Source organism: Delftia sp. WSY_16 (assembly GCF_043104415.1).
GTDB lineage: Bacteria > Pseudomonadota > Gammaproteobacteria > Burkholderiales > Burkholderiaceae_C > Comamonas > Comamonas tsuruhatensis.
This window is the reverse complement of sequence record NZ_JBICKS010000005.1, coordinates 1-19,586: the sequence shown is the minus strand read 5'-3', so window position 1 is coordinate 19,586 and position 19,586 is coordinate 1. Positions and strand designations below refer to the sequence as shown.

The following is a 19,586-nucleotide window of genomic DNA, read 5'->3' as shown; positions in this document are numbered from 1 at the left end:
GTCAGCCTCCCCTGCTCGGCCCGCTGCTCAGGTAGCGGTTCACGTCGTTCATGGACTTCTGCAGATCCTTGACGTCGCGCCGGATGTCCGTCAGCGTTTCTTTCATGCGCGAGTCCTGCTCGCGCATGCGCTCGATGGCGACGGTGGCCTGGATCTCGGTGACGCTGACGCGCTTGTCCAGCGTGCTGTACGCGGAAAAGCCGGCCACCAGAAAGCCGACGAAAGTCAGCATGTGACCGAGGTTGATCGTCGGGTCGAACACCATGCGGCGGCGGTGGTGGTGGGACTCGGTCAAGGGGGCGAGATCAGTGCTCATGCCTGCTCCTGGGGGGCTTGTTTCGGAGGGGTTGCTTTGGGTTGCTGGGGCGCCGCTGCGCCGGCCTTGGGGATGGGCAGCATTCCGTCCTTGACCAGGCGCTCGTACTCGGCCAGCTTCTGGTCGTAGGTCTCGTCCCAGCCGCTGCCGAACAGCTCCCACTCCGCGCGCTCGCGCGTCATCAGCCGCGCGTCGATGGCCTCGACGTAGGCCTCCACTTCAGCCTTGGGATCGATGCTGCCCATGCTGTCGCCTGGCCAGGCGGCACGCGTGTAGGCCCAGCGCAGCAGCGGGTCGGCAAAGAAACCCGGCGCGGGCACGCGGCCGCGCGCAACCGCCTCGGTCAGCCAGGTCTCGAACACCGGCTGGCAAAAGCTCAGCGACAGCCAATAGCGCACGCTGCGGAAATACACCCAGGCATCCAGCAGCGCAGCCTTGCTGGCGGAATAGCTGGAGTTGAACTGCTTGACCAGCAGCTCGAAGGGGATACCCAAAGCGACGCCCATCTGCTTGATGACCGCCTGGATGAAGGGCTCGAAATTCGGGTTGGGCCGCACCGGGTTGACGAAGCTGGCTTTTTCACCCGGCGCCAGGCCCACCACGGCGCCCATGCCCAGGGCGATATCCGCGGGCGCCTCGCTCTGAGTCGCGCTGGAGCCATCGAACACCGGCGCCACGCTGCCACCAGGCGCCTCGATGAACACGGTGAGGTAGGCCGTCAGCACTGCGGCCATGATCTCGGCCTCGGTGTAGCGCGAGATCTGCTTGATGCAATCGATAATCGGCGCCAGGTAAGGCACGCCCCGGGGCATGCCCGGGCGAAGGCAGCGGAAGTGGTGCAGCATGCGGCGGCGACCGCTGCGGCCCAAGCGTTCGATCCATTCGCCCTTGTACGCACCGCCCTGCGTCGGCAAGCCGCTGCCAGGGTGCTTGTCGTACAGGTGGTAGGCCTCTGGGGCACCGTGGGCGTTTAGGCGCACGCCGCCGGAAACGGTGTCACTGTCGGCCTTGCCGCCGGGGTTGCCGACGCGGTCGGCTTCCAGCACCTGGATGCGCAGCTCGTAGGGCTGGGTGGCCGTGCGCTCGCCATCAGGCAGCAGCGAGAAGCAGTCGCCACTTTCGAGCGCCGACCGCAGCACCAGAGCCTGCAGCTGGTAGAAATTCTGCTTGCCCTCGATATCGCACTCGGTGCTGTCGGCCCACAGGCTGAATTCCTGCTGTACCTTGGCTTTCCAGGCAAGGGCGCGATCGCGGGACCAACCCAGCACGGCGAGGTTCGGCTGCGCGCTGAGCGCCAGGCCCGTGCCCACGACACGGTCGATGTTGGTGTTGATGGCACCCACCGCGATGGGGCTGGTGCGCGCCAGCTCGCGCGAGGCGCCGCGCTGGAAAGGCAGTTGGCGCATCGTGTCCGACCGGGCATCCCGGGGACGCGGATTCCAGAAGCGGCGCGGTGAGGCAGAGCCGGCGGTGGGCATCTCGCCGCCCATGGCCTGCATTGCTCCCAGCGCCTGGACCTTGGCGCGGGACAGCGCCCTATCGGCCGCCCAGCCGGGAGCCACCGCTGCAATCGCGCGGTCAAGCAGATTGAGTTCCATGGCGGTTTACCGGGGGGACAGGTAAGCGACGCGGCGCACGCGGCCGGCCAGGCCCTGCAGGCGCTCGATGTTGGCGCGGCACTGCTGGATGCCTGCGCGGACCTGCTCGAGATCGGCGCGGCGATTGCGCCTGGCGGTCTGTCCGTTGCCGATCATGTACTCCTGCGAGTTCAGGATGCGTTGCTCGGCGTCGAGATAGGACTGCAGGCGCTCCCGCTCCTGCGTCAGCTCGGTGGCGGCATCGGTCATTACCAAGATCCTTTTGATTGGAGGTCAGCGATCGCACGCTCGAACTCGGGGCGGAAGCGCTCCAGCGCCACACGCTGCACGGTGCCACTGAAGTCGAGCCGGACCGAATAGTCCGGCGCGTCGCTGGTGAAGACGAACAGGGCGCGCAGGCGCTTGCCCTCGCGCCGCCAGATGCCGTCAGGCCGACCACCGCCCTGCGGCTGGCCTACGAACATGTCGTTGGCCAGGCGCCGGCCCTTGCGCAGCTTGGCCCCCGTGGCACGGTCGCGCGTGGAGCTGGGGGCGCGGATGCCCTTGAGGGCGTTGAGGATGGTGCGAACCTGGGCGCCGCTGACGTTCCCGTACGCATCCAGCTTGGCCGCCGCGCCCGGCATGGCGTACTGCGTGGGCGACAGCACGCCCTGGTAGCGCAGTGCCATCTCCAGACCCTTGTGCTTGCGCACGCCGCCCTCGACCTCGGGGAACAGGAAGTTTTCCGGGGCGACGCCCGGGGCATGCGCGCCCGTCTTGACCATGACGCGCGCCATCAGGTTGTCCTTGGTGGCCGGCTCGATGCGCAGCGCGTTCAGCGTGTAGGGCACCGGGTTGGAGAACACCTTGCGCATCTCGGCCGGCAGATCCTCGGTCTGCGCCTGTTTGGCGCAGCGGGTCAGCGCCGTGGCCGCCGCATAGGGGATCATGCGCGACGGCACGCCGCGCACGGACGCGATCACGTCGGCGATCGAGGCGCCCGTGCGGTGGATGGAAAGCATGGATGGAGGCTCCAAAACAAAGCCCCCGACTCCTTTCGGAGACCGGGGGCTGATACCGACTTTCGCTGCTGCGGTGGGATGTCGGGAGGGTGTTTTCTACGTCAGGCGGATTTTTTAGACCTACCTGAATTACTGCGAATTTTGGGGTGTTTTGTCACCTGCCGTCCACGGAAAAAGTGTCACCTCTGGAGGTGACAAAACAGGCTTTGACACTTCGGTCGACTGCAGCTAAAGGAACGAGGAATTGCCAGCACTCACTGCGGCGATTGAATGGACGTGACCACGCCATTCTCGAGATAGACGTACTGGGATACACCGCCGCCACGGCGATAGACCCACTGCTCATTCACACCATTGCTGCCAATGGTCTTGTTGATCTTGGTCGGACTGCCCCAAGAATTCTTGACCTGCGATTCAGACATCCCGCGCATGACCTTGCCGGAGATCATGGCGTCGAACTTCTCGTTGTCATCCCGCATCTTTGCCAAACGCGCTTGCGCACTGGCCTGATCAGCCCCCGTGTCCATGGCAGGGGCTGCATTGATGACTTCCGCTGACTTGGAGTCGTTGGTACAGGCGTGCTCCTGGTAGGTGACCTTGCCATTGGCATCCTTGCACTTGTTGATGGCCAAAGCTTGACCGCCAATGGCCAAAAGACAAGCCGCCAACGCAACGGCATGACGAGTACTGCGCATTACCTCTCTCCTGAATAGATTCCTATGGGCCCATTCGTTCCGCAAGAATGGACTGCGCTGCGCAATATAAGCGCTTTCTGAAATCCCCCAGCACTGAATAGAAGTGTTTTCGACTGATTTTCAAGGCTGAGGCCGCCACCTTCACAGGTGCAACCCGGTGCACGTAGTACAGGTCGAAGACCTGCTTGTCGAGTGCGTCCGGCTGGCAGGTATAGGCCAGATGAAAGGCCGCCAGCTCGGCGCTGCAGGCCGCGTTCGGCCCGTCGGTGCGCAGTGGCCTGGTGCGCGTGCCGCTGAGCTGCCCCAGGATCGAGCCCATGTTTGGCGATGGTCCGTAGAAGCGCCGCGTGGCCTTCCACGCTACCCAGCGTTCGCACAGCTGGTCCAGATCACGCTGCTCGTCGCTGGCTTCCGGGTCGACGTCATCGTCCGGGGTCGGTGCAGTGGCGGCCAGGCGCAGAGCCTCGGGGTCATACAGTTCGGGGCGGATCATCGGATTCCCTTTGAATAGATGCGGCGGCCGGCCGGCGCAGAGGGCGCAATCGGCGGCAGGAGGATGGACGGTGCGGCCGGTGGCGGCGCCAGCGGCTGGGCTGCGGGTGCGGCGTTTGCCCTCTCGGCAGGTACAGACGTCTGTACGGGCAGATCGGTTGGTGCAGCGGGCGGCTGGGTTGCGGTATCCATGGCAGGCACAGGCGCGAACAGATCGCCGATGGGCGGGATCAGTTTGTCGCGCAGCCGCTGCCAGTCCAGCGGGGTCCATTTGTGCAGGCCCAGCTGGTGGGCGATGGCCAAGTTGTAGACGCTGACGTCCCAGGCCTCATTGCGCTTGCCGTTGGGCTTGATCCATTCGCGGATGGCGCGGCCCTTGTGCCAGCGCACCCGGGGCTGCTCGACCACCATCTGGTCAAACCACTCGATCGGCAGCGCCTGGTTGAAGTGCATGGCGCCCGCGCCTTCGGCGAGATGCATGCGGTTGGACAGCCAATCCTTGGCAACGTCGGTACCTACGGTCCACAACTCCACGCCGCCCGGCGTCTTGCTGCCGCCCCAATCGATGTCCACGCGGCTGGGCGAACTGCCCATGATGGGCTTGTTGGGGCGCGACGAGCCGTGCAACACGGTGCAGTTCAAGGGCCTTCGGGCCGAGCCGTAGTTGTATACGTCCTGCGTGTTGGCGCCACCGGCGTCGATGCCGTAGGCGCTGATCATGATGGGCCGGCCCGAGGCGTGCAGCAGCGGTGTGCGCCGGATCTCGTCCAGCCGCTGCCAGACACTGCCCGGCGCCTCGGGGGGCTCCGAGGGTGAGCCTTGCAGCACGATGTAGTCGATCACCCAATGCTCCAGGCCCGGACCCCAGGCCTCGATCTGCACTTCCAGACGGTCGGGCTGGGTGTCGGCCGTCATGGTCGCAACCAGCGCCGGATCGGGCAGCACGCGCAGCGGGTACTTCTCGGCGCGGTCGCGCAGCTGCGTGGCCGTGGTGATGGTCTCGGCATTCTTGTACGACAGGCCCAGCCGCGTGTTGTAGAACACCTGCATGGCGTTGTGATCGCCCCGCTGCAGCTGCGCCTTGGCGTGCGAGTAGTCCCGCGCCAGCGTCAGCCAGGTGATGGCGCCGACCGGCATGTAGAACGCCGACAGTGTGAAGCTGACGGTCTCGCCATCGCCCTTGGATGTGGCAACCCAGCGCGCCTGCCCACCGGCGGCCACGTCGCGCAGCATGGCGGTCTTGTGGCGTTCGTCGATCTCGCAGCCGCAGGCTGGGCACACGAACCAGGCGCGGTCCATGAAGCCGGTCTGCTCATCGCGGGCGAACCTGAAGTTCTCCAGCGCCAGCACATGCAGGTGCTCGCAGTGCGGGCAAGGCACGTGGTAGTACTCCTGCGTGCCCCGGGCAAACAGCTCGTCGATCTTCGAGAAGCCCTCGATGGCCGGGCTGGATGTGTAGAAGAACTTGCAGTCGTTCTCGTACTGCGAGGCCCGTGCCTCGGCCAGGCGCACCGGATCGCCCTCGCCATCGATATTCAGCAGCAGCCGGTCTATCTCGTCGACATAGATGTAGGGCGCCGAGACTTCGGCCAGGTTGGCGGCAGAGCCAGCCGTGTTCATGAACAGCGTGGCATCGCCCAGGAAATCCTTGGCCTGCACCGTGTTGCGGGAGTCGCGGCTCTTCGAGGCGGCCACGCGCTCGGCCAGCACCGGCACGTTGCGGATCATCGTCGTGACGCGCGCCGAGAAGCGCTTGACCAGGGTGTCCGTGGGCTGCAGGGCCAGGATGTTGCGCGGGCGGCAGTGGATCAGCGAGGCGATCCAGTTGAGCGCTGTCTGCGTCTTGAACATCTGGGACGCCACCTTCGCCACCACGCGCTTGCAAGGGTGGCCGGGCGAAAGCACCTGGTGCACGCGCCGCGCCGGATAGCTGCGGTCGAAACGGAAAGGCCCAGGCTTGGGACCGCTCTGCGGCAACTGCATGAACTTCTCTGCCCAGACATCGCACTGCAGTTCGGGATCAGGGCGCATGCCCTCGATCGCTGCGGCCACCATCAGGCCGTATCCATCTGCCAGGTTCATGATGCCGCTCCCTCGGGCAAGGCCCGCTGCAGGCGCTGCTCTGCAATGGCAAAAGCCTTGCGCAGCTCCTCGTTGATCAAGCGCTCGATCTCGCGCGAATCGGCCAGGCCCACCAGCAGGGGCGCCGCCCGCTGGCCCACGCCCATGGCTTCGTCACGCAGCGCGCGGAAGGCATCGAACACGCCGCGCCAGGCGGCCTCGCGCTCCACCAGGCGACCGGCCTCGCGGGCGTTCTCGCGCTCCTCCCGCTCCACGGACGCGCGCTCCCGGCGCACGCGCAGGGCCTGGTAGTCGTCGCTGGCCGCAGGCTGGGCCGAATCCGGGGCCTGTGGCGGGTTTTTCGCATCGCCATCGCTTGCCCCTTGCTCGATGGGCAACAACGCGCCAGCGCGCCCGCTGTCGGCCCTGGCGCGCGTGTTCTGGGCCCACTGCAGGTCCGCGAGCGCGGCATGGATCTTTCCGTCGATCAGCGCGATCCGGCCTTCCTTCACGGCCTTGGCCACGGCGGACTTCGCCACGCCACGGCGCCGCGCGTACTCGGCCTGCGTGATCAGGTCCATTCGCCCGTTCACTTCGACCCCCGGCGTTCACCGCTTTGTTCACTTTTCCCCAAACCAGCCACTGGCGCCTCCGCGGGGGCCGAATTACCCCCGTGATTCCATGCGCCGGGAGTACCTATGCCGGGGGTGGTGGTGCCGCCGGCCGTCAACAGATCCAGCCCTTCCATTTCTTCTTTCCTCTCTCTATACAAACAAAGAAGTGATTACGTGGTTACGAGCGCGCGTAACAGCGAAACCCGCGCCAGGCTTGGCGCGTTACACGATTACGCCGTTACACGCCTCACGCATGTGCATGCACGCGCCCACACACACCCGCCCACCCGCCTGCATGCACACACACATACGCGAGGCTGCTGTAACGCTGTAATCGTGTAACGACCCGCGCCAGTGCTGGATTCCAGCGTTACGCGTCGGTGTAATGGCGTAACGGCGCTGCACTACTGACCTCCCTGTGGTTCTTGCTCGTTGGGGGCCGGGGCACCGCTGCCATAGCCCGAGTACTTGCGCAGCGCATCCGCGAAGTCGCGCACGGCCGAGGTGGCCCAATCGCCCTCGGTCATGCGCTGCGCGCCCTCGCCCAGGATCGGCTCGGTCACCAGGAACATGCGCTCGGTCTTCTTGGCCTGCCCGGGCCGGGTCACGTTCATGGGCTTGGTGCGCACCGGGCAGCCCTGCCCTTCGGCAAAGCGCACCACCGTGGGCGTGAAGCGGGTCTGGGGGAAGGGGTAGCGGTCGCCCGTGCGCTGGCACCATTTCAGGTAGGCGGCATAGGCCTGGGTGATGGCGCAGGAGTGGTAGGGCAGATCCAGCTCGCCCGCCTGCCACTCGGACCAGAACAGCTCGGGGCTCTTGCGGTTGATCGCAATCAGCGCCGACTTGGCTTCCGTCATCGGGGCCGGGGCAAAGGGGTGGAAATCGCCCAGGGGGTAGTTGAGCAGGTAGTGGTAGAACGCCTCCACCCCGCCGCTGTCGCGCCAGTCGCCAAGTGCCTTGTAGTACTCGAAGCCCTTGGCCCGGGGCGTGTAGACCACCAGGTAGCGCCGGTCGGAGTTGTCCAGCGCCAGCGGCTGCAGCTCGTTGGAGAGGAACACGATGTTCATGTGGTTCTTCTCCTCGCGCCGCGTGAGGTGCTTGGGGTTGATCTGCACCGTGGGCGAGGTGATCAGCGCCTTCAGCCGGTTCTTGTTGTGGACCAGCTCGGCCCGGCTGGACACCTCGTCGCCCACCACGAACAGCTTGCAGCTGCGCCAATCGTTGTGCTTGTCCTCCAGCTCGTCCTGCCCCACCAGGGCGCCGTACTTGCCGTAGATCGCCACCATGATGTCGAACAGGAAGTTCTTGCCCGCGCCCTCGTCGCCATGCATCACCACCGCCGTGCGCAGCTTGGTGCCGGGGTGCTGCAGCGGGTAGGCCAGCCAGCACAGCAGCCAATGCATGATGTCGCCGGTATCGCCCTCATCGGGCGTGGCTCGGCTGGTCAGGAACGAAACCAGTTCCAGCATGGGCTGCACATCGCCCTCTTTCGGCACCATGGCCATGCCGTCGAACAGGTTCACGGTGGTAGCCGGGTCAGCCTGCAAGGTGGGATCGAACACCACGTCTTCCAGCCGCACCGTGCGCCGCTTCTCGCTGGCCTTCCACATGCGCACCATGTCGGCGCCGTGGGCGTGACCCATGTTGGCGATCTTCATGATCAGCCGCTCCGAGCCGTCCCACACCGTGTCCGTGCCGTAGATCAGCGCGAAGTTCTCGATCAGGTGGTTGAACCGGCCCCAATCGATGGTCTTCTCCTTCTTTCGCCCCTGCACCGGCTGGCTAGCCGCAGGGCTCTTGCCGCCCCCATCCCCACAGTCGCGCGCAGCTGCGCTTTTTTTGGGGGACGGGGGGCGTTGGGCGAGATCCGGCGCTGGCCGCGCCTCGCCCGCGATGCGCACACCCGACTGAAAGTCGACATGCACAACAGCCCCGTCCAGCGGCGCTGGCGCGCCGTGAGTGGACGAAGCATGCGACTCTCCGGTCGCATGCGGTGGCGCCGTTAACGGCAATGGCGCCGCGCTGGCGTTCAGGTTGTCGGTGTTCTCAGCCATACCGCCTCGCCATCGCATCGACCACCGCCACCAGCTGCCGGCGGACCACGTCCAGGCCCTCGAGGACGTGCAGATCGTTGAAGTCCGTATCCTTCGGCCCCCGTGTCGAGGCCTTGAAGATGGGCCAGACCAGATCGCAGCCGTCCGTGGCCTTGGCGGCGCGGGCAGCGGCCGTGCGGCCCGGGTTGATCAGCGCGCCCGTGCGCTTGTCCCGGGTCATGTAGTCGTCATCTGCAAGGATCAGGATGCGCGTGGCCGGGTACAGCGCCCGCAGCACTCGCACCACCTCGGCCAGGTTGCCGGCGTCCAGGGCCACAAACACAGGGTGCTGGTGGTCCACCGCCATGCGGGCTGTCAGGCCTGTGGCATAGCCCTCGACCACCATCAGCAGCGCGGTGCTGCCGGCGTCGATCTCGCCCAGGCGGATGCAGCAGACCGGCTTGTCGAAGGCCCGCAGGTAGATCTTCATGCCGTCCGGCTTGATGAACTGCAGGCCGCGCAGCGCCTGGTGGCGCGGCAGATCAGGCCGCACCAGGGGCAGCAGCGTGGTGCCGGCCGGCAGGCGCACCACCACGTCTTCATCACCACGCTTGCGGGCAGGCCAGCGCAGCGACAGCTGGCGGTCCAGCGCGCGGAAGGCCTCGCCCTGTACCTGCTTGCGGTCCAGATAGGGTGTGGTGGCCGCGCGCACACCCTTGCGCCAGATATCGATGGCTTCGGCCGCAGCGTTGGCAATCTCCTGTGCGCGCTCAAGTGCTGCAGCCTCGGCCAACGCCTTACGGTGGGCGGCCTGGCGGGCGCGCTCGGCCTCGGACAGCGGCGCCAGGTCAATCTCAACCTTCTGCCAATCGCCGCCGTGCCGATAGGTGCCGAACGAGCCGACCACATACGTGCCGCCGGCGTCCGGCTGCCACAGGTGCAGCTTGTACCAATCCTTGCCGCCGGCACCACAGGTCGTCTTGCGCCCTGCCCTGATCCTGTCGGGCAGATCACGCCGATCCCGGTCGCGCAGCGCGATGCCGAAATGCTCCATCTGGTGCAGCACGTTCTGGTAGTTGTCCATCACGCCCTGCCCTCTTTCAGCCGCTCCAGGCGTGCCACCAGCAGCGACGCATGGCCCACCGTGCGCTCAAGCTCGCGCGTCAGCTTCGTGGCCTCGGTCACGGGGTCCAGCGGCATGGGCGGCGCGTAGCCTGCCTCATGCAGCAGATAGGCGGTCAGGCCGTGAAAGCCGATCTCGCAGCACTTGCGCATCAGCAGCAGCAACTGGCCCGGGCTCAGCCGCTCGGCCCGGGCCGGGTTCAGCGCATCCAGCAGATAGCGCGCCGCCGCGTCGGGCTGCTTTTCGGGGAACAGCAGTTCGCCCACCTTCTTCGGGCCACCGAGGTACTTCACAGCATCCTTGGCAGCCTCCAGCTCATCGTCGTAATTGAGTGCTGGGTCCATATTCAGACCTCCAAAATCAGGGAAAACCCTTTCCGACGCGTTCCGAATTTGTCGGAACGCGTCGGAATGCCTGTATGGACAGGCTCTACAGAGGAGAAAGTGGCTTGCGCCGGCCCAAAGCCACGCAGCGGCCTGACGGACATCAAGGCCCTGTCCCCTCTTCTCCATAGGCAAACCGTTCCGACGCGTTCCGAAAAATTCGGAACGCGTCGGAATGACTCAGCCAGGCAATACCGGGAGACTTCGATGCATGAACCAACGCACCGAACCCTCGCAAGAAAAAGCCGCCACGGTCCGCATGGAACGTGTGGCGGAAAATGAGACCGGCGCACCGCATGCACCGATCACACAACCAACCGGAGATACCGATGAGCGAACAGAACACCATCCCGCTGAATGCAGACTCGCTGAATGCCATCGTCAATGCACTCGGCTCGCTTGTCTTCGCCACCGTGCGACAACTGCCTGCAGACAAGCAAGAAGCCTTTGCCACAGACTTGGCACGCTTGGCCCGCAACGAAGAGAGGCACGGAAACCTGATCGCCGAGACGCTGCTTCTCGACATGCACCGAGCCGCCCGCGCTGCAGCGGGCTGACTGCTGGCATGGGCAAGCGAAAGTGCGGGCCCACCTATCAACCCCGTCACCTATTCGCCCTCGGCCAACACCGCGCTGGCTCGCTGACCGCCAGCAGCGGCGCTGATGTAGTCGTTCAGGCTGTCGCGCAGAAACTGCGCGTGTTCCAGCGTGATCGCCACGCGCACCGTCGGCTGGCCCGGGATATCCAGTCCCAGGCCCAGGCGCTTGCGCCCTGGACAGACGGGGGTAACGTTGCGCACGTCCGCATCGAGGTAGATGGCGGGCAGCAGATTGACGGACGGGGTCATCGCTTTGCACCTCCTGCAGGGTGGAACTGCCGCGTGGCGCACCATTCGCGCCAACGTGTCTCCAAGCCATCCAGGGAGACTTGCTCGTCGCTTTGCGCAAACCGCAGCCGCTGCAGCTCGCTTGACAGAAAAACCTGGGGTTGGATTGACGCCTGCGGCGCGGCCTTGCTGCCCCCAAGCCACGGAAAGACCAACACGCCCATCAACAGGCGGCGGCGGGTGGGGCTGTTACGCATGAGCCCTCCTCACATCGCATCCCTTGGGATTTGCAAGCTCCCGCAGCCCGACCTCTCCATGCGTGAGCGACTCAATCTGCAGAGCCTCCTCAAGACTCACACGTCGCGTTCCACGCAACCAATGATTGACTTTTCCAGGGCTCACGGGTGGGTCAAGGCGCTGCCCGAAGGAGGCCATGGTGATCCCGTGCTTCTGAAGATAGTGTTTGAGTTCCATTAATCCATTATGGATCAATCCACTATGGATCAACAAGTGATCGCGTCCATTTTGTGTATTCCGCAAGCGCACCATGCTTGGGACACTTCCTTCATGGAAACATGGAGAGACAGGGCTAAGACCCGCATGCGCGAACTCGGCATCTCACAGGAGCGCTTGGCCGAGCACTTCAGCATGACCCCCGCAGGTATGCAGAAGTGGCTGGCAGGTGCCCGCCAGCCGACATTCGAGGAAATAAATCAGATTGCCGATCACCTAGAGGTGGCGCAAACATGGCTTACCTACGGCGTAGATCCGAACGACTCGACCGATGGCCTCCCCCCGTCATCCAAGGCCGTGATTCGCAGGTTGATAAAGCTCGAGAGATCTGGCGCGATGACACAGAAACTCTGGGATGCCATCGAATCAATCGCAAATTTGACACCTCAGCTACCCGAAGAAACAGCGCAGGTCAAAAGTTCTGCCGAAACGAAGAACGGCACGACAGACTAGAGCGCCGCCCAATTCGACCGGAGCCAGGATCTACCAGTTCACTCGCCCGAGCGGGGCAAGAGGCCCGACAGACCCACCGTGAACACACAGCCAGAGATGCAGTCGAGGTGACATAAACACCTCTCGTAGAGCGGTACGCACTCACCTAGCACAGACCACCAACCCATGCCAAACCCGACTTTCACCCATCGAGCGGTTGCAAATTTGCTACCTTGGGTTGGCCTTCTCTCGGCCGCGCTGATCCTGGTTGGAGGCCTGTGGCTTGCCCAAAGCGTAGGATTCATCGCAGTAATCGGCGGCGTGTTCGGTGCGGTTCTCATCATTGCCCTCGCCCGGCTGGCACAAGAAATGACGTTGACTCACACCAAACGCAACAACGCACGCAGAAAGTCATAGCCGCAACACAGCATCGAAACATAAGTTAAAAATCCAAAATGGATTGACACAAATGATCCATTTTGGATAATTACCTCCACACCCATCCCGGGTGTTGGAGGTTCCATGTCCCTTGCCCCTCTTCTGGCGCTTCATGAAGCGCTGCAGGAAGCCGAGCAGTTCATCGCCGGCTTCGAGAACGATCCCCATCAAGAAACCGACGTCGGCCGCCTGCTGAATAAGCTGCGCGGCCAGCTCGACGTCACCCGCCTGGTCGTCGATGTCACGCGCGCCCAGGCTGCGGCCGATGCTGCCGGCGCCACGCTGGCGAGCGCGGAAATGCGGGGTGCGGCATGAGCGCGCAGCCCATCCTCGATCTGGTGGCCCACCTCACGGGCGGCGCTCGCAGCCCCGACCACGACCTGTTGCTGTCATGGCTGGCCTACCCGCTGCAGCATCCCACTGGCAGATTGACCAAGGCTCTGGTGCTGCATGGGCCGCAAGGCAACGGCCAAGGCACCCTGCTGGAAACCATGGCCCGCATCCATGGAAGCGCCTACCTCTCGCTGGGCAGTGCGCAAAGGCTGCTGGACAGCGGCAACGCAGTGCTGGCCGGCAAGCGCCTGGTGGTGTTCGACAAGGCTCCGCAGGGTGAGGTCACCCATGACGCCATGGCGCAGCTGCTTGATTCACTCACCCTGCACATCACACGCAAGGGCCACGCCCCTCGCACCGAGCCCAATCGCCTGAACCTGCTGTTCGCGTGCCGCGACAAGTCCACTCAGGGCTGGTCACCGGCCCGATTTCTCACCATAGAAACCGCGCCGCCGCGCGAGCCTGAGTTCTACCGCGCCCTGATCAACTGGCGGGCGACCGACGGCCATTTGGAGTTCGCTCAATACCTGCGCGAGTACCCCATCAGTGCAGCCTTCCTGGCCAGCTGCACGCTGGCAGAAGGCGCTGCCGCAGCGATGACCGAGCCAGCACCCATCCGCACAGCCACGCTGGCCGAAGTGCTGGACCGCGCCAGCGCCACGATCTGGGACGCCGAGCGCACTCTGGACAGGCTCTCCGAAGGTTCTCCGCTGTGGAACCATTGGTATGGCCGCATGTGCGGTCTGTACACGCTGCTGCAGTGCTGTGGCGCCCTGCCCGTCGGGCCGTTCGGCCGGTCGGCCCATGAGCTGCAGGGCCTGCTCAAGGCTGCCCGCCCCCAGCTTCCCGGTGGCTTTGAACGCTTCCCGGTCGTTGAGGCGCAGCAGTGGCTTGGCGAGCATGGAATCCAGGCGACCGTCGACGAGATCCCGCACCTGCAGCGCCACCTCGTCGCGGGGTTGGCCAAGCGAGCACCGACCGAAACCACAGCCCATGGAGACCAGCCATGGAACTGAAAACCTTCCGCGTGCGCGTGGCCGGCCGCAGCTTCACCGGCGCCTACCTGAGCGGTGCCCTGGCCGTGGCCCTGGCGCAGTGCTTCTACCGCGTGCACAACGCATCGGCCATCCGGGTGCAGCCATGAACACGCGCCGCATTGAACTGGACGGCCCGCACCGCAGCCGCCTGCACCAGCGCCGCGTGCGCCGGCAACTGCTGGCCCTGGGCATCCTGGCCGCAGCGCTGATCTGCAGCCCCTGCATCGCCCTGCTGATCCACAGCCTGACCGGAGGCGCGCCATGACCATGGAGCTGCGCATCCACGGTCAGATCACCGCCTGCATCTGCCGCACCACCACCGATGGCCGGCCGCTGCTGGAGGTGGAGTTGAAGACGCCAGACGGCCAGACCGTGCATGCGCGGCACATCTACCCCGACAGCACCGCCGCCAGCAGCCATGCGGCCATGACGCTGGCGCGCCAGCTCAAGGGTCAACAGGCCGAGCTGTACACCACCAACCCGCGTTTCACCTGGCAGCGCATGGACTGCCTGGCGCAGCACATCCGCGCCACGTCCACGCCCTGCCCTCGCAAGGATCTCGCATGAAACCCGCCCTGACCTCCATCGCTCACGGCAACGGCTTTGGCACACTCAGCAGCCGTGGCTCGGACCTGCAGCAGCCCGCCCCCACGCCCAAGGCGCTGCGCCAACGCAGCATGCGCGAGCGCGTGGTCACGCCCGCCAACGACCTGCCCATCCGCAACAGCACGGTCACCACTGCGGCCTACAAATTTCCCGAGCTGAATGCATCAGTCCGCCCCGGCGCCATGGACGCCTTTGCCCTGCCCAGCGTTGTCATGGGCGAGCGCATCTACCGCAAGGCACGGCCATGACCAGCGCCGCCGCATGCAAGGCTTGTACGCACTGGCTGCCCGACACCAGTGATCCACGCATGGTGCGCCTGGGCTTCGCCCAATGCGCCAGGCACCTGATGCCAGGTCGCACCTTCAACGCCGATTCGCGCTGCGACCAGTTCAGCGCCATGCCCGCCGACCAGCTCGCCGCGCGCCGTGAGGTTGCCGTTCAGCGTGTGCGCCAGCTCAAGCACAAGGAGGTGCGCTGATGGCACCCAAGACCAAAGACCCATTGATCCAGCGCGAGGTGGTGATCAGCGCCGAGGCCACAAGCAAGGGCGGCAAGCCGCATCCCCAGGCCGGCCAGCGCGGCAAGGTGATCGGCAAGACGCCCGGCGGGCGCCAGTACCAGGTCGCCGTGGGCGACAGCCTGGTCAACCTGCCCATGGATGCCTTCGAGGTCGTGCAGGCCGAGCGCCAGGACAGCGCTGACGCCGGCGCGATCGTGCACCCCACGCTGCCCCTCGCCCAGATCGCGCCCAGCCGCACGAACCGCAGGGTAATCGAGGACGACGCGCTGCACGACATGGCCGCCACCATGAAGCTGTACGGCGTGCTGCAGCCCCTGCTGCTGCGCCGCCTGCCGGCCGAGCGCCTGCAGGACACCTTCGAGGACGAAGCCACGCGCCGCGCCACGCACGAAATCATTGCGGGCGAGCGCCGGTACCGCGCTGCCCAGATCGCGGGCCTGCGCGCCGTGCCGTACATCGAGCGCGACGCGGACAACATGCACGCGCTGCTGATGCAGCTGATCGAGAACCTGCACCGCAGCGACCTCACGCCGCTGCAGGAAGCCCTCGGCGTGCAGCGCCTGACCCTGGACCATGGCCTCTCGATCGACGGCGCTGCCGAAGCCCTGCACAAGAGCCGCACCCACGTGTTTGAATCGCTGCGCCTGCTCACGCTGTGCCCCGAAGCCACAGCCGCCCTGGCCGCGCGCACGTTGACACGCAGCGTGGCCCTGCTGGTGGCCCAGCGCCCTACCGAGGCCATCCAGACCGAATACACCAAGCGCGTGCTCACGGGCGGCCCTGACGGCGGCCCCATGAGCTATCGCAGTGCCCTGGACCTGGCCCGGCGCAGCTACATGCTCAAGCTGGACCAAGCCCCCTTTGCGCTGGACGATGCCACGCTGTGCCCGGCCGCCGGCGCCTGCTCGGTCTGCCCCAAACACACCGGCGCGTCGCCCGAGCTGTGGGACAAGAACGATGCAGACGTCTGTACCGATACCGCCTGCTTCGCAGAAAAGAAGGACGCCCACTTCGAGCGCATGAAGGCCCAGGCCCAGCAGCGCGGCCAGCAGATCATCACCGGCCGCCAGGCCCGCGACATCATGCCCAGCGAGAACGGCGCGCCCCGTGGCTACCTGCTGCTGGACAAGCCCAGCCAAGGCAGCAGCGCGCCCGTTCGCCAGGTTCTGGGCCAAGACGTGCCGGCGGCCAGCGTGGTGCTGATCGAGGCGCCCAGCGGCAACATGGTGGAGGCCGTGCCCACGCACACCGCCAGCGCGGCGGTGAAGGTCAAGGGCGAGCGCCAGGCGGCTGCCAAAGCCCAGGCCGAGAAGCCTGCTGAGCCCACGCGAGAAGCGCTGCAGCGCGAGTACGAGATCCGCTGGCGTGAGCGCGCGGCCGAGGCAACGATCGATGGGCTCCTGCGCTGCCCACCCGAAGGGCTGGATCACATCCCCAACCGCATTGCCCTGCAGATCCTGAAACTGCTGGCCGTCCAGACGCCCCCTCGCCTCCTGCACCGCATGTTCCAGATCGACGGCAAAGATGACAGGCCAGGAATGGACCTGGAGAACGCCCTGGAGAATCTGGCCGAGCAAGATCTGCCCGCGCAGATCCAGTACATGCTCATGATGGGCTGCACCATCGGCCTGGACCACGGCCAGGCACACCTCGAGGACTTGGTGGACCTGGCGAATGTGGATCTCGAGTCGATCCAAAGCCAAGTGCAAGACGAGATGAAAGCCGAGGCCGCTACGCGCTCCGGCAAGGCAGCCCCCACAGACAAGGCAACGCCCAAGTTCAAGAAGGGTAAGGCCACGGCCGCAGAGGCCAGCCGCGCGATCGCCGACGCGATGGCCGCCGCCGAGGTCACCACGCCCAACTCCATCGAACCGCTGCAGCAGGTCCGCATCCGCGTCGACCTGCGCGGCCCGGGCAAGAAGCTCCTGCCCACCAAAGGCCGCCTGGCCATGGTCACCGAGCGCCTCGGCGATCGCGCGTGGCTGATCGAGCTGCCCATCGACCCCGAGGTCGACCTGCTCGACGAGGACGCCCTGGACGCAGCCGAGCGCTGGAACCTGAGCGCCGACTACACCGAGCTGGAATTGATCAACTCAGCCGTACAAAAGACTGCTACATGATCCGCGTTTTCCGCACTCGACCTTTCCCGGCGATCTTCACTTCCTACCAAGCAATAACGTCGGGAGGCCGCGCACGTTCTCGAGGCTGGTGTTGGCCAACTCTTCTCTGGTACAGCACGATCGGTCGCTTGAGTGGGGTAGCTGGCCCCCCCCGAGTTAACACTACGCGGAGACAAGACGTCCCAGCTGCTCCAACGTACGCGCAGTAGAAAGACTTTCATGCAGTGCAATGAATCGGAAATACTAACTGTCGCTGACCTTGCTGCGCTCTTTTCGTGCGATACGGAAACAGTGGCGACACGCCTGATAGCTGGCGACCTCCCTGGGGTAAAAGTTGGGCGCGGGTGGATCATCCCCAAGCAAGCACTCTTCGAGAGGCTAAACCAAAAAGCTCACGAAGAGGCCGCCGCTCGCAGAGAGGCCTTGAAGACAGCTCAAACACCCTCTAGCTCTTCTAGAGCATCTTCAATAGCAACTATTTATCAGTCTTCAGCAGCGAGCGCAATGCTCCCATCTTCAATGCCCTTGAGGAGTGGACGAAAGAGGAGACAGCCACCGGCATTACCCAACCTATCAAGCCAAGAATCATGCTAGCATGTTACATAGCGAAACAAAGCAGGAGATTCTCATATAAATCGATATCCAAATCCAATTAAAAATACACAAACAAGCGCATCTAAAGATTAAACCTTAAATTATAAAATTGAATCGCAATGGACAGAATCACAACATCTCTACTATCCGAATTTATTGCAGAAGAAGGTTTGAAAAAACTACCTGAAGACAAACAGTTTGAGCATTTCTCAGCATTTCTCACTATCGGAAGATCACTACCAGAGGCATTTAAGACTACGGATGTTGTAATAGGCTCTGGCGGAGACACGGGGATAGATGCAATAGCCATAATTGTAAACGGCTCTCTAATTGAAGACGAAGCTGCTGTAGATGATCTTCTTGAACGGAATGGATACCTTGATGTTACATTTATTTTTGTTCAAGCAGAAAGATCTTCTTCCTTTGAAACCACCAAAATAGGCCAATTCCACTACGGAGTGCAAGATTTCTTTAAGGAAAAACCCACCTTACCCCGTGGAGATGAAGTAAAAAAATTCGCTAAAATTATGTCGGCGATTTACAAACACAGTAGCAAGTTCAAACGCGGCAATCCAATATGTCGCTTGTACTACGTCACTACTGGTGTCTGGAAGAACGACAAAGCACTTGAAGCACGCCGTTCAGCAGCAATAGATGACCTAAAGACACTCCACATATTTCGAAGTGTGGAGTTCTTGCCAATAGGGGCGGAAGGAATCCAACGACTTCATAGAGAAAGTAGAAATTCTGTTTCTCGAGAATTCGAATTCTCTCTCAAAGCAGTCGTGCCAAGTATCGAAGGAGTGACCGAAGCATATGTGGGACTTTTGCCTGCTCCAGAGTTCTTAAGAATTGTAGAAGATGAAAATCATGAAATACTAAAAGGAATATTTTACGACAACGTACGCGACTGGCAAGACTTTAATGTTGTCAACACCGAAATGCGAGACACCATTGCCTCCAATGAAACAAAGTCTAGGTTTGCACTAATGAACAATGGCGTTACTCTAATAACCAAAACAATTCGTACCACAGCAAATAAATTTTATATAGAAGATTATCAAATTGTGAATGGCTGTCAAACAAGCCACGTACTTCACCATCAAAGAGAACAACTAGACGATAGTGTAATGGTACCTCTCAGATTGATTGCCACCAGAGATGATGAGGTAATCGCATCAATTGTCAAGGCGACAAATAGGCAAACAGAAGTTCGCGAAGAGCAGTTACTCGCACTTTCTGATTTCCAGAAAAAATTGGAAACTTACTTTGCCGCCTTTGAAGAAGAGCAACGACTTTATTACGAACGACGCTCGCGCCAATACAATAGCGTGGGAGGTATGGAAAAAACCAGAATCATTACGCCAGGCAATCTAATCAAGGCTTTTGCTTCAATGTTTTTAGAGGAACCGCATCGAGCAACTAGAAGTTATCGACGGATTTTGAGCCGTGTCGGAGTTGACCTATTCGAACCCGACGACAAGCTTGAACCATACTACGTCGCAGCACTTGCCTCGTATCGGCTAGAGTATCTTTTTAGAAATCAGATTCTCCCGGGTGCCTTCAGATCTGCTAGGTACGAAGTTCTTTTTGCATTGCGACTCCAACAAATACCAGCCCCTCTTCCCAAAATGAACTCAAATGCAATTGAGCGACTGTGTAAGCCTTTAATAGAAAAACTATGGAGCGCAAGCGAATCAGAGGCAATTTTTAAAGATGCAGCAGATTTAGTTCTCAAGACTGCCAAGGACGATCTTGACTCCTCGGCTCTTAGAACAGAACCATTCACCGACGCGCTGAAGTCTGCATCTAACAAAAAGAGATAGCCAACGGTTAGCAGTTCAATTAACT

General features: G+C 62.9%; 24 protein-coding genes. 12 read left to right on the top strand and 12 right to left on the bottom strand.

Going from position 1 to position 19,586, the window contains the following annotated elements:
* Position 1 precedes the first annotated feature (1 nt).
* The 11 genes from ACF8O7_RS03185 to ACF8O7_RS03135 form a co-directional block, all read right to left on the bottom strand.
* Positions 2–316, bottom strand: coding sequence for a hypothetical protein (locus ACF8O7_RS03185; RefSeq protein WP_128422739.1), 315 nt, complete (start codon positions 314–316; stop codon positions 2–4).
* The gene (locus ACF8O7_RS03180; protein ID WP_392442296.1) at positions 313–1,914 is read right to left on the bottom strand and encodes a phage portal protein; all 1,602 of its coding nucleotides are present in this window, start codon (positions 1,912–1,914) and stop codon (positions 313–315) included. The genes ACF8O7_RS03185 and ACF8O7_RS03180 overlap by 4 nt, the downstream gene beginning before the upstream one ends.
* Before the next feature lie 6 nt (positions 1,915–1,920).
* A complete protein-coding gene (locus ACF8O7_RS03175) occupies positions 1,921–2,163 on the bottom strand; it encodes a DUF6148 family protein (RefSeq protein WP_392442293.1) in 243 nt (80 codons plus the stop codon).
* Positions 2,163–2,915 (bottom strand): hypothetical protein, encoded by a 753-nt coding sequence (locus ACF8O7_RS03170; protein WP_392442291.1) that lies wholly within the window; start codon positions 2,913–2,915, stop codon positions 2,163–2,165. The genes ACF8O7_RS03175 and ACF8O7_RS03170 overlap by 1 nt, the downstream gene beginning before the upstream one ends.
* Positions 2,916–3,169: 254 nt before the next feature.
* Positions 3,170–3,610, bottom strand: coding sequence for a DUF4124 domain-containing protein (locus tag ACF8O7_RS03165; RefSeq protein ID WP_392442288.1), 441 nt, complete (start codon positions 3,608–3,610; stop codon positions 3,170–3,172).
* 22 nt (positions 3,611–3,632) lie between these two features.
* A complete protein-coding gene (locus ACF8O7_RS03160) occupies positions 3,633–4,103 on the bottom strand; it encodes a hypothetical protein (protein ID WP_392442285.1) in 471 nt (156 codons plus the stop codon).
* A complete protein-coding gene (locus tag ACF8O7_RS03155) occupies positions 4,100–6,184 on the bottom strand; it encodes a phage terminase large subunit family protein (RefSeq protein ID WP_392442283.1) in 2,085 nt (694 codons plus the stop codon). The genes ACF8O7_RS03160 and ACF8O7_RS03155 overlap by 4 nt, the downstream gene beginning before the upstream one ends.
* Positions 6,181–6,744 carry a hypothetical protein gene (locus ACF8O7_RS03150; protein ID WP_392442280.1) on the bottom strand — a complete coding sequence of 188 codons (564 nt, stop codon included), beginning with the start codon at positions 6,742–6,744 and terminating at the stop codon, positions 6,181–6,183. Before ACF8O7_RS03150 ends, ACF8O7_RS03155 begins: the two co-directional genes overlap by 4 nt.
* Before the next feature lie 437 nt (positions 6,745–7,181).
* The gene (locus ACF8O7_RS03145; protein WP_392442277.1) at positions 7,182–8,552 is read right to left on the bottom strand and encodes a primase-helicase family protein; all 1,371 of its coding nucleotides are present in this window, start codon (positions 8,550–8,552) and stop codon (positions 7,182–7,184) included.
* A 271-nt stretch (positions 8,553–8,823) separates the two neighbouring features.
* Entirely contained in the window at positions 8,824–9,894 is a 1,071-nt protein-coding gene (locus ACF8O7_RS03140; RefSeq protein WP_392442274.1) for a toprim domain-containing protein, read from the bottom strand.
* The gene (locus tag ACF8O7_RS03135; protein WP_071954906.1) at positions 9,894–10,277 is read right to left on the bottom strand and encodes a hypothetical protein; all 384 of its coding nucleotides are present in this window, start codon (positions 10,275–10,277) and stop codon (positions 9,894–9,896) included. Before ACF8O7_RS03135 ends, ACF8O7_RS03140 begins: the two co-directional genes overlap by 1 nt.
* A 368-nt stretch (positions 10,278–10,645) precedes the next feature.
* On the opposite strand from ACF8O7_RS03135, the gene ACF8O7_RS03130 reads away from it, so the two are divergent.
* Positions 10,646–10,873: a hypothetical protein gene (locus ACF8O7_RS03130; RefSeq protein WP_349613023.1), complete on the top strand. Its 228-nt coding sequence runs from the start codon at positions 10,646–10,648 to the stop codon at positions 10,871–10,873.
* 50 nt (positions 10,874–10,923) lie between these two features.
* Here ACF8O7_RS03130 and ACF8O7_RS03125 read toward each other — a convergent pair whose 3' ends face one another.
* Positions 10,924–11,163 carry a hypothetical protein gene (locus ACF8O7_RS03125; RefSeq protein WP_392442270.1) on the bottom strand — a complete coding sequence of 80 codons (240 nt, stop codon included), beginning with the start codon at positions 11,161–11,163 and terminating at the stop codon, positions 10,924–10,926.
* Between the two features lie 462 nt (positions 11,164–11,625).
* Between ACF8O7_RS03125 and ACF8O7_RS03120 the strand changes: the two genes are divergently transcribed.
* From ACF8O7_RS03120 to ACF8O7_RS03070, 11 genes are all read left to right on the top strand, one after another.
* Positions 11,626–12,108 carry a helix-turn-helix domain-containing protein gene (locus tag ACF8O7_RS03120; protein ID WP_392442268.1) on the top strand — a complete coding sequence of 161 codons (483 nt, stop codon included), beginning with the start codon at positions 11,626–11,628 and terminating at the stop codon, positions 12,106–12,108.
* A 501-nt stretch (positions 12,109–12,609) separates the two neighbouring features.
* Positions 12,610–12,840 (top strand): hypothetical protein, encoded by a 231-nt coding sequence (locus ACF8O7_RS03115; RefSeq protein WP_244386457.1) that lies wholly within the window; start codon positions 12,610–12,612, stop codon positions 12,838–12,840.
* On the top strand, positions 12,837–13,874 hold the full coding sequence (locus ACF8O7_RS03110) for a DUF5906 domain-containing protein (RefSeq protein WP_392442266.1): 1,038 nt from the start codon (positions 12,837–12,839) through the stop codon (positions 13,872–13,874). The genes ACF8O7_RS03115 and ACF8O7_RS03110 overlap by 4 nt, the downstream gene beginning before the upstream one ends.
* The gene (locus ACF8O7_RS03105; RefSeq protein ID WP_156897949.1) at positions 13,865–14,002 is read left to right on the top strand and encodes a hypothetical protein; all 138 of its coding nucleotides are present in this window, start codon (positions 13,865–13,867) and stop codon (positions 14,000–14,002) included. Before ACF8O7_RS03110 ends, ACF8O7_RS03105 begins: the two co-directional genes overlap by 10 nt.
* Positions 13,999–14,160, top strand: a complete 162-nt coding sequence (locus tag ACF8O7_RS03100; protein WP_333907137.1) for a hypothetical protein — start codon at positions 13,999–14,001, stop codon at positions 14,158–14,160. Before ACF8O7_RS03105 ends, ACF8O7_RS03100 begins: the two co-directional genes overlap by 4 nt.
* Positions 14,157–14,462: a hypothetical protein gene (locus ACF8O7_RS03095; protein ID WP_392442262.1), complete on the top strand. Its 306-nt coding sequence runs from the start codon at positions 14,157–14,159 to the stop codon at positions 14,460–14,462. The genes ACF8O7_RS03100 and ACF8O7_RS03095 overlap by 4 nt, the downstream gene beginning before the upstream one ends.
* Complete coding sequence (locus ACF8O7_RS03090; protein ID WP_392442259.1) at positions 14,459–14,749, top strand: hypothetical protein; 291 nt, start codon at positions 14,459–14,461, stop codon at positions 14,747–14,749. The genes ACF8O7_RS03095 and ACF8O7_RS03090 overlap by 4 nt, the downstream gene beginning before the upstream one ends.
* On the top strand, positions 14,746–14,979 hold the full coding sequence (locus tag ACF8O7_RS03085) for a hypothetical protein (protein WP_392442256.1): 234 nt from the start codon (positions 14,746–14,748) through the stop codon (positions 14,977–14,979). The genes ACF8O7_RS03090 and ACF8O7_RS03085 overlap by 4 nt, the downstream gene beginning before the upstream one ends.
* Entirely contained in the window at positions 14,979–17,141 is a 2,163-nt protein-coding gene (locus tag ACF8O7_RS03080) for a ParB/RepB/Spo0J family partition protein (protein ID WP_392442253.1), read from the top strand. Before ACF8O7_RS03085 ends, ACF8O7_RS03080 begins: the two co-directional genes overlap by 1 nt.
* A gap of 219 nt (positions 17,142–17,360) precedes the next feature.
* Positions 17,361–17,735, top strand: a complete 375-nt coding sequence (locus ACF8O7_RS03075; protein ID WP_392442250.1) for a helix-turn-helix domain-containing protein — start codon at positions 17,361–17,363, stop codon at positions 17,733–17,735.
* Positions 17,736–17,854: 119 nt separating this feature from the next.
* A complete protein-coding gene (locus ACF8O7_RS03070) occupies positions 17,855–19,561 on the top strand; it encodes an AIPR family protein (protein ID WP_392442248.1) in 1,707 nt (568 codons plus the stop codon).
* Positions 19,562–19,586: the final 25 nt, after the last annotated feature.